The 11,068-nt window shown below is 36.3% G+C and carries 6 protein-coding genes and 1 pseudogene; 6 read left to right on the top strand and 1 reads right to left on the bottom strand.

What is annotated here, in order from left to right; genetic code table 11:
• Positions 1-30: 30 nt before the first annotated feature.
• From BM358_RS27240 to BM358_RS25820, 6 genes and pseudogenes are all read left to right on the top strand, one after another.
• Positions 31-498 (top strand): annotated as a pseudogene (locus tag BM358_RS27240) (TniQ family protein); the annotation flags it as partial.
• A 42-nt stretch (positions 499-540) separates the two neighbouring features.
• Entirely contained in the window at positions 541-1,938 is a 1,398-nt protein-coding gene (locus tag BM358_RS25855) for a TnsD family Tn7-like transposition protein (protein WP_177235839.1), read from the top strand.
• Between the two features lie 82 nt (positions 1,939-2,020).
• Complete coding sequence (locus BM358_RS25850; protein WP_028542649.1) at positions 2,021-3,880, top strand: TnsD family Tn7-like transposition protein; 1,860 nt, start codon at positions 2,021-2,023, stop codon at positions 3,878-3,880.
• A 650-nt stretch (positions 3,881-4,530) separates the two neighbouring features.
• Complete coding sequence (locus BM358_RS25840) at positions 4,531-4,713, top strand: hypothetical protein (protein ID WP_028542651.1); 183 nt, start codon at positions 4,531-4,533, stop codon at positions 4,711-4,713.
• Positions 4,714-6,031: 1,318 nt separating this feature from the next.
• A complete protein-coding gene (locus BM358_RS25825; protein WP_028542653.1) occupies positions 6,032-8,134 on the top strand; it encodes a GTPase domain-containing protein in 2,103 nt (700 codons plus the stop codon).
• A gap of 500 nt (positions 8,135-8,634) precedes the next feature.
• The gene (locus BM358_RS25820) at positions 8,635-9,705 is read left to right on the top strand and encodes a hypothetical protein (RefSeq protein ID WP_028542654.1); all 1,071 of its coding nucleotides are present in this window, start codon (positions 8,635-8,637) and stop codon (positions 9,703-9,705) included.
• A gap of 603 nt (positions 9,706-10,308) precedes the next feature.
• On the opposite strand, the gene BM358_RS25810 is transcribed toward BM358_RS25820, so the two are convergent.
• Positions 10,309-11,068 (bottom strand): IS3 family transposase (locus BM358_RS25810; protein WP_091002071.1); only part of this gene is annotated, 760 nt, incomplete at its 5' end.

Here is an 11,068-nt window from a genome sequence, read left to right as displayed (position 1 = left end):
GTAGAATTATTAGGGAAAGGATGAGAGACAATCAAACTTAATTACTTCCCAACATGTTATCCTGATGAAGATATTCGAAGTATATCATATCGTTATCACCTCCACTCGGGTAACCGTACTGTTAAACAATCAACAATCGATTTATTTGAGCTAACCCATCGACAATGTATTATTCCAAAGAATATTTCTATTCTGTTTGAAAGATTACCCCAAAATTCTCAATGGTCTAGTATAGAGTTTCTCCAAAGACATTCATTCTATCCGATATTCAGGCCCTTTCTTAATGATAAACATAGAGAAACCATTGAGATATCATTCACCGATCCTCAATCAAATAATGGAAGCATTAATTTAAATTTTTCAACTCTAAATAACAATCTAATAACAGCTAATGTTAGATATTGTCCTACATGCTTGTTAGAGGATTATGAAAGATTTGGTGAATGCTACGTTCATCGACTCCATCAAATTATAGATTTAGATGTTTGTCATAAGCATCATACCGCTCTTACAATTTTTTGTCCGCAATGTTTCGCATTATTGTCAGATCCTAAACATGATATTTTGTTGGCAACTCCATATTGCGAGCAAAATCATTTAATAACTAAAGAGTCACTTCCTGATGTAGACTCCCTTGAGCTAAAGTTAGCTTTACTTAAGGATTATGAATTTCTATTGACTTATGTAAATGACAAAGTATGTAATGATATCAGAGATATTCTGAAAGCTACAATGATTCAAAGGATTCCCAACTTTCGGAATGGATTAGTTAGCAAGAAGAAATTTATTGAGGAATTTTCAAAGTGTATTTCTATAGAGATGCAGAATCATTTTCAGATTTCTAAAGAATTAATGATGGAGAAGCCTATTTTTCGTCGTCTGCTTAAAGCAAATTTGTTCTTGCTACATCCAAATCTTTTTATGTTAATGGTACATTTTTTGGCTGGTTCAATGGAAACTTTTTTTAGTATTTCACATGATTATTCTGAATCGGGATTGTTACGGAGTGGTCCGTGGGAGTGTTTGAACAAAATATGCCCACATTACCAAGAGCGGGTTATAACGGAATATAAACCATTTGTTCAATCATACAAATACATTAAATTTGGTGCTTTTACATGTGATTTATGTGGATTTACTTATAGTTTAGGTTGGGATACCCGTTATCAAAAGATAGTAAGATTCCGTGTAAGAGACAGGGGAATGATGTGGAAAAAAATAGTACTGGGTCATTTTCACTCTGGCTTGCCTCTTTATAAGATAGCAAATATAGTAGGTGCCTATCCAGCTGCAGTTCAAAAGGCCATAGCAGAAATGAATACTAAATCTATATCTAAAAATGAAATCTTGAATGAAGTTAATGTAACCCGGCTACAAGTTGGTGCTACTCTGGAGGTTCATGAAAGAATTGCTTATCACCGAGAAAGATTACTTCATAAGTTAGAACAAAATCCGAACTTAACTCGTACTGATGTGAAGGATTGGTCTACAATTAGTTGGTTAAGAGCTCACGATAGGGATTGGTATGATCAAGTGCTTCCCATAAAGCGAAAACCTGAAGTATTCGATTATGATGAACTAGATAATTTACTAGTATTAAAGATTCAAGAAGCAGTAAAAAAAGTGAATAATTCGAAACCAAATCGTCGTATTTTGAAGGATACAATAATTAACATGCTAGATCAGAAAGACCAGAACAGGTTAAGAATCAAAAAACAAAAGTTACCCAAATCATGGAGTACCCTTGAATTAAATGTAGAGAACTTGGAAGAGTACTTGATACGGAAACTACCTAACCTCGTTCTGAGTTTACAAAGATACGGAATCAAAAAAATCACATGGTTTAGTATAGAAGCAAGATTTAAACTATACAAAAATGCTTCCGATAGAGTGAAGGAGGAGTTTGAAAAATTAGTTATTGGTATCAATCAAGGTTAAGCTATATCAGGTTTACATTAATATTTAGATGGGAAAAATAATAATATTGAATCCTTCGCCACACAGTATTGGAGTGAAGAAAATGATATTTTTCCCATCTTTATATCAAGATGAATTGCTGTTCAGTGCATTAGCCAGATATCATAGATTGTCTGGTAACATAAATGTGAAGCGAACAATGAATGAGTTATTTAGCGATGCCTCTGTATGCGCAGCTCCGATGTTCACCTCTAACCTTGAAAAGCTATGGGAGAATTTAGATAAATCTATATATTACGATCCGGATATCTTAATAGCGAAACATACAATACTTCCGTATTACGCGCCTTTTCTTCCTCTAGAGAGATTTGAAACACTGAAAAAAACTCTGCGTGTGGGAAATGGTTCGAGTGTTTACATGAAATTAGGTAAGGCGGCGTCCTCTCTTAAAAGTCCTCAATTTCTACGTTATTGTCCCGATTGCTATGAAGAAGAGCGAGGAAGTCTAGGAGTAGCATACTGGCACAGAACGCATCAGATTGAGGGTGTGCAAGTTTGTCATGTTCACTACTGTGAGCTTATGGATTCTTCCATACCTATTGCTCAAAGAAAAAACAAACATGCTTTCTATCTTCTCGAAAAAGATGCTGTTAATGCGGAGGTTTTACGTAATGTGAGCATCCAAAATTTAGATGTCTCAATATTTATATCGAAACAAACAAACTATTTATTAAATCATGATTTAATGCCAATTGGCCTTGAACAGTTGCATAGTTTTTATAAAAATGAACTTCTGAAAAGAGATCTAGTTACAGCACTAGGGGATGTAAGAATTAATGAACTAAAAACGCAATTCAATGCTTATTATGGGAGGGAATTACTCCAGAGCATGAATAGTTACATCGACTCTGAAGAAAACCATTCGTGGCTACATAAACTCTGCAGAACGCCTCGTGTCACATGTCATCCCCTTAGACATATGTTACTCCTTCATTTCCTTGGTAAAGAAATTATTGATATCTATGGAAATCATAATTCTACATCCCATCCATTTGGCTCAGGGCCTTGGATATGTTTAAACAAGGTGGCCAATCACTATAAACAACCGGTTATATCTGAGTGTTTGATAACTAGATGTTCGGATACTGGAAAACCAGTGGGTACATTTTCGTGTGAATGTGGATTCGTCTATTCTAGAAGAGGTCCTGATAGGTCAGATGCTGATAATTATCGAATAGGCAGGATTAAATCATTTGGAAAGGTATGGAGGGATAAACTGCACGAGCTTAAACTAACCAATCTGCCTCTTAGACAAAAAGCTAAAATTCTTGGTGTAGATCCTAAAACAGTGAAAAATCAAATAGAGACCTGCCAATTAACAATAAAAGCAAGTGCGGGGGAAGCAATAAAAGAGAAATACCGTTTGGATTGGAGAGATTTACTTAGTACATACAGTGATGAAAAAATAGTGAATCTTCGCTTTAAAAGACCAGACGTCTACAGATGGCTATACAGCAATGACAGAGAATGGTTACTACAATACAATTTGGACCGAAAAACTAAGGCAGGTACTTTTGTTTCAAGGGTGAATTGGGTCGAGCGAGATTTAGAATTAGCATCGGAAGTAGAGAAAGTTTGCTCTGAGATTATGACTAATACAACCCAAACAATAAGAATTACAACAAATGAAATCGGGCGAAGATTATATAAACTCCCTCTTCTTTCTAACCGATTGCAACAACTACCAAAAACTCAGATGATTCTTGAGAGGTTCAATGAATCAGTCGGTGATTTTCAGATACGCCGCATTAAAAACAATGTTCGATTAATACACAAAAGAGTAGGAATTCCAAAATATTGGCAAGTAAAAAGGATCTCAGGATTAAGGAAAGAAGTATGGATGAAGTATGAGAAACAAATTGAACAGGAAATCCGATCTGTTATTGAAGAAGAGTATCTTTAGGTTCTTAGAGCTATTGCTTAAAGTGATAAACGAAACTAAGAAAAATTAAGGGTTTTGTTTTATAAGGATATTTATATAAGTTAGTGATAAATAGTACCTGGATATAAAGAGCTTCTACCGAATGAGTACTATACGTTAGCAGTATTATTTATCCAAATGTGGAGACAATGATTTATTAAAACACTGTGTTTTTCAGAGAGGTTGTCAACCAAATGAATGATGAAGATTTTTATAAGTTACATTTACAATTACTCAGCATTTATGAAAAACAAACAGTGCTCCGGAGCTTACCAGAAGAAAACTGATTATTATAAGAAGCAACTATCCATGTTTGCTGAAAACAATGTTCAAAGGGTTTTCGTATTAAACCAATTATTAAAGATTCATGAGAAAAATCGGGAAGCCTTCGTAAGTAGTTGCGCGGATCGATACTTTTTAAGGGATATATCTGTAGATGCTGAATCCGGTATATAAGGCTGAGATTTATACTCTATAATTAGAGGAGGGTTAAGGTTTGTAAATAGGTAGTTACTACACGACTTCCTAAGGGTGTAGCAATTTATAGCAACTAGTGATCTCTTGCTTATTCAAATTCCTGAAGTTTAAAATGTACCATGTCCAAACTAATAAAAATTATGGGGAGAGATCAAATGTTATTTGAGATTACTGATGAAATGGAAAAGAAGATAAAGGAATGGGATTCATGTAAACCGATTGATGTAGCGGGAGCAAAGTTTTCCTATATATTCACTCCAACTAGTCTTGGCACAGTTATTTATGTTCAATGCGATATCTGTAATAGAGAATTGAATCTAACAGAAGGCTGGGATTGAAAGATCAATTTCTAATCTCCGCTGAGAGGCTGTGTAGATAAATTTAGGTGTTCTTTTCAGTAGGGGGCTGCCAAGATTTTTGTGTAAACTCTTATTGAGTGAATCCCCCAGTGGGAGATTTCGTGTTTCTAATGAAGGTGGTCGCCGACTCGTTCCGGGAAGAAAACGGAGAGGCTGTAGCAACATCACAAGGTCTGTTACGTTTTCTTTTTGGTTATACTGATAATGGAAATAGAAGGAGGGGATTGAGATTAATAATGAAGAAATATACAACTTACATATTAAGCTTCTTGATGTTTATGAGAAAAACCAAAAGCATCGCCATCCATATCAAAAGGAGATTAACTTCTATAATCGACAACTCGGATTTTTTTGTGAAAATATTGTCCAAAAGATTTTTGTTTTAAATCAACTTATAAAAATATATGAAAAAAATAGAGAATTTCAAATTAAAGAATGCTCAAAGGGTTATTATGCCAAGATTCATGTGTGACAGTTGGATATCCACATATTAAACTTAATGCAAAAAATACTGGAGCACACTCTTTTAGGGTCGAAGTAAAGCACGACAGTAAGAATACGGTTATTTTTAATGCAAGTGTTGCAGCAGACGCAACAGTAGAACTTGTAAATAATGATAGTATGCCACTTGTTCCTTCAGGCGCTTATACAGTGACTATTTACGGTGGGACAGGTCTACCAAAAGGACAAGTTCTTCTTACACAGTCAAACGCACCATATTGAAGAGGCAGAATTTGTTCCGATCAAAAGTCGAGTTGTCGAGGGACAAGAACATGTCCCATTGAATGTCGCTATTTTAGCGGCTTTTTTATTTTATCGGTACAAGTTTTTGTCCCGAGCGAAGGACAAGAACTTGTACCGATTGCCAAATCAATACTATACGTAAAAGCCCCTTGATTACATGCATTGTTATGAATTATGTATTAGATTCAATCTGTACAGCAAGTGAAGACAATTAGTATCCTCAAAACCTTCGCTTTTTTACAGCTATCCTATAAATCACACCAGCTGCTGAGTGGATCTGAAAATAGGGGTAAATAAGAATATTATTACAAAAAATTTTGGGAATATCTGTTGACAACTATGGTGTTAATTTGTATATTGGTATTAATTTCATATCGCATCAGATTCAGAACGCTGCGCGGGCCGTAGCAATATGTTCTGTAAGTCTACTTCGAACAGACTTTGATGGCCGGATCTTTTTTAGGGGCATAGTCTGTGTTTTCAGACTGTGCCCTTTCCGTTTTCATTAAGTATCATCGAAGGTGCTCCGTGAAAATATTGTTAAGGAGGTTTTATGGTGAAAGTTAATTCTTTTGAACTTACTTTAGAACGTGTCAAAGAATTGCTTATTAAGCAAGCAAGTGCACCTATTATCGCAATCGCTGGACCATCGGGCAGTACGAAGTCGACGACATTAGCTGAAATTTTATTGGATGAATTTAAGAAGCTTCTCTCTCAAAACATCGGAAGCAAGCAGACAAGTTTATTCGATACCCTCTTGATGTTGAACTCCGATATTGAAGACGGAAAAGTCATCATCCAGATTAAAACAAAATCTGCGGACCGGATAACATATAAACATCAGATAGAGTTTGCCTTCGGTGCTTACCTATACGATAACAGAGATGATTTGGATGAACTGGAATTCGATGAAACAGTAATTAAACAAGTACTAAACCCAACGAACAGAGCTTATCATTTCTATGAGCACGTAGATAAGCAAACAAGGGAAAAGACATCTGCTGAATATCCTTGTCCAACAGTGCGACAACTTCAAGATGTTCTCCTTGAACTGTTTGAGCAGATTTCACCGGATCTCGTAGATCGTGTTCGCCAAAGAGAGAAAGAAGCTAAAACTGTCACGCCAAGGCCAAAAAAAGAACGTCTCTACCAGCTTGAAATCAGCAATCAGCTTGAACAACATCCTACACTACTAAAGAGGTATTATGATTGGTTTGATCAACTACATCAGTATGTTTTGAATCAAATCAAATCAATTTGTCAAGAGATTGAACCGGGGAACTACATTTTCGTTGGAGAAGTCAATCAAAATGAAGTGCAGGAATTGGTAAAGCAAGCTTACAACAAACAAAGTCCATATTCAATCGCAGTTGAGCAATTCGCCTTTATGGTACAGCCTAGTATGGAATTTAGTAAGCTTTACAGGGAAGCCTATAGGAAACACCAGTATGAGAATAAAGTTTTACGTCTCAATTTATTGGATACACCAGGCCTTACCCAAGTTTCAGAAGATAAATCAGATATTCAAGATGCATTAGACCGTGTACTGAGTATGAACTTCAATGCTTTGATGTTCCTCTGCGGTAGTAGCAGATCTACAACGGAATTCATGGTTTCTCAAGAGTTACTCATCAGTTCTAAGAAGAAACTTGATAAACGACCATTATTATTCGTTCGCACGAAAGCGGATACTGTGATTGACGCCGCACTTCGAGATAAATCCCGGGCTATTAGCGGTTCTGGACAACTAACTCCAGACTTCATCAAAAGAGAAGCTGAAGATGCGTACCATGTACTTATTAAAGAGGTTGCCTTAGACAATAAATTGTTTGCAAAAGAAGGTATAACGCCAAGTATCACTGGTAGGCACGTTGACTTTTTATGTATGGAGCTTGATCGACTAGGCACAATTAATGATCATCTGAGTGAAAAAATCACAACCGATAAACTGTATCATCTGTTAATTGACTTATCCCTAACTGTTCACAATATGTATTCGCCCGCACCTAAAGAGGGCGTTAAACATTGCGTTCGAAGTACACGGGGCGATCAGCCGGCTATGCAGGTCAGCATGAATGGGTATATGAATATGATAACAGATCAATTCGCTCAGAAGATGGTCGAGCTAAATGAGAGGAATAAAAATTCTTACCTCAAATATATAGACACAAAGTATGCCTTCCACGGTAGATCGGTTAGTACCTATGTCTGGAAGCATAGGTATGGTATCGGCCATACAACTAACGCGAGTGTTTACGAAAACTTTCATCTCCATATCTGCAGTATGATCGAGCGGTGGGTGAATGAGTTTTTCTCGGATTGGAAGACTAATTTTGATATTGATTTCTCTAATCTTAATCCGATTCAGGGTTCTGGCCAAGCTGTCATTAATGAAGCGCCGAGTGCCTTAACACAGCAATTTATTATGCACAGACACCAAATTGTACGGTCGATTGCTAAGTCATTCAGTTATGATTTGCTAAAAGTATCCTTCGAGAAGTGTTATTTGTATACTTCATATGATAGTGGATTTAGAAAAAACATGAGTGTTTTCAACGAGACATACAGTAACTTAGAATACTGGCAGAAAGGGCTCGAAAAGTTATTGAAAATTGAACTCGAAGCATTACTCGCCAAGATGTATCTTTACGAATAATTGTATTTGGAGAGAACTAGTTATTTTCTGAATTTTTAAGTTGCACTATGAAGTATCGCAGCAGTGGACAGAAGAGAGAAACGGCCAGTTAGCCTTTGTCGTAGCAAAGAAGAAAATCTATTGCCGCGCGCGGTGTTGTGCTGAATGACGGGTGTGGGCTTTTTTGTAAGCGACATCCCGCACAGTACAAATGGCCGACCCATCTGTTCATTCTGGAGGCTTTGCCTCTAACGGCTGTGGGGAAAGTATACAAAAAGTGGTTGCGAAAGCAACTAACTTCTTTACGCTAACGATGAACGATAGCACCATAACCATGACAGCAGCCGGCCACATGATTGGTTGCTGTTGTTCGTTAAAGTAATGGCTGATTACTACCGATTAGCTGTTATAGTTAAAGTGAATATACTCTAGGAGGTTAGGACAACGCTTGGTCTACCAAATTTTCAAGAAAAGGATTTGCAGAATAGGTCAAGGAAGTTTGCCTAATAAGGAGGAAAGTTATGCAAAAAGTTTATAACTTATTTTTAGATACGATAAAGGAATTTTCAGTTTGCGAATATACTTTTGTAAAAGTTGATAATTATGAAGAGGTTAAAAATAACAGTTATCAGCGCCAAGGAGTCATTGAACATGAGAGGTTCGACAAAAAAGGGTATTTCAATACTATAGAAGAAGTTCCTGAGAGAATAGGCGAGCATGTGAATACCTTTAATGTATTAAATAAGAGTGAAGAATTGGGTAGTTTATTTTATGAGGATGGAACGAGAATTAATGACATTGTGCTATTGATGAGATTTTTCGTAGGTGATTATATCTGCTTAGAGTATGAAACATTGGAAGCTTGGAATAAATATTCAGGAGATCAATTAGAACAAAAAAGATTATTTAATGCCGTTATCTCTAAGATAGAGTATATTTTGTATACCATTAGTCCTCAACATATAAAAGATAATAAGCTTGATAAGCTAATATTTCTTTATATTGAGATCCAGAAGAATGCATATCTTGATACGAAAATTGCGCTATTGGGGCCAATCATAAATATTCTCATCGACTTGAATGCTTCTAGCGTTACCAATGATGAAGATATGAAGAAGATAGAAATGCTGAATAATTTAAAAATCAGAGTTAATCAAGACACTAACTATTCATCAGAAGAGAAAGATTCAATTTCTATTGGAATAACTAAGTTATCAGATATTCTTAGGTCTGGCTTTACCGATAAAACTATTCACTTTTTAAAACATCATGAGTGTTTATCGAGTTTACATGAAATTGATAATTTTGATAAAAAAGTTCTAAGTTATGCTCAGCTCATTAATTCTCTTAGAAATGGAGTTTTACACTCAGGTAACCTTCGTGCTTCTGGTATTGAAAGGAGGTTTAGAACTGCTAAACTGCCTTCAGACGATTCCACATTCACTTCAAAAGTGCGAGTTTTCCAAATTGCTCAGATAATTGTAATCAACTCTATACTTAGATTGTTGGGTATCGAAGATTATCATACGAAAATACAAGATTTATCAACAGTTAAAGAGTATTTTCTTGTTGGCACTTTCAGGGGGCATTAAAAAAACTATAATTGAACTCCTCGATACGATTTTAATTATCTCACATCACACGAGTTCGTATTCGTTGGGGTTCATCTCACTTAGAACACGGAAGCTGGAAACCTTTCAGTGGTGGGAAATTTTTAAAGAATGGTCAAAAGAGCAGCGGCGCGCTGTTGCTCTATTTGGGTTTACCAAGGAAATTGTTCAAAATTATTTCTATCGCTTTGGCTAAATATTGTATTTTTTTCTTGAATTTATAGGTAACCTGTAAATCTTGATCCACACAATAAGTTAATCCGCAATTATCCGCACAAGTGATTTCTTCTTTTTTGGAGTAATAATTCAAACTTGAATCTAAATACAAGACAGGTGTAATTGTACCGCATTTTCGATTAAGATATTGAATCAGGTTACAATTATCACATCTTCCATTGTATATATTAAGATACTTTCCTTGATTTGTGATGACATTCGCAAACGAAAAATAATCAACATGTCCATTTTCTTGCTTACCAATACATAATTTAGTTTCCCAAAATAGGTTGATTAACGTGATTTCAACATTCGAGTAATGAAAGTATCATAAAACTAAAAGGAGTAACTTGGATTGTCAACACTAAACTAGACAACCTTTTTGTGGTGTCTCTGTTTGAATTCAACCGGACTCAAGTATTCTAGAGAACCATGAATCCGAATATGGTTAAACCAGTGCACATAGTCATGTAATTCTGTGGTTAGCTCAGCTAGACTTTCAAAATGACGTTTCTTCACAAACTCCGTTTTGAAAATTTTAAAAGTGGCCTCCGCAACGGCATTGTCATAGGGACAGCCTCTCATACTCAAAGAACGCTCAATCTGAAAAGCCTCCAGCGCATCGTCGATGAGCTTATTCTTGAATTCATTTCCTCGGTCGGTGTGGAAGAGCTGAATGTCATTCAGGTTGCCCTTAATTGAGGCCAAAGCACGGTAAACCAGCTTGGCATCCTTGTGTGGTCCCGCACTGTAGCCGATAATTTCGCGGTTAAACAGATCCACAAAGAAGCATACGTAATTCCAATATGAACCCACTCTAACGTACGTCAGATCGCTTACGACGACAGATAACGCCTGCTCTTGTTCAAATTTCCGGTTCAATACATTCGCTTGCTTGGCTTCATTGTATCTCGTGGAATGAGGCTTGTACTGAGCGACCGTATACGACGAAACCAGCCCATATTCCTTCATGATTCGTCCAATTCTCCGCCTGGATACCGTAAAGCCTTGTTGGTGCAGCTCTTTTTTTATCTTACGCGTACCATAGTTTTGACGACTCCTTTGAAAAATGTCTACAATAATAGAGGAAATTTCATCCTCGGATGGAACTTCGACTTTGCATTCTTCA

Origin of the sequence: Paenibacillus sp. cl130 (assembly GCF_900116035.1) — a bacterium.
In the GTDB taxonomy this organism is placed as follows: domain Bacteria; phylum Bacillota; class Bacilli; order Paenibacillales; family Paenibacillaceae; genus Paenibacillus; species Paenibacillus polymyxa_B.
The sequence above is the reverse complement of the archived record's forward strand: the minus strand, read 5'-3'. Positions and strand labels throughout refer to the sequence as shown.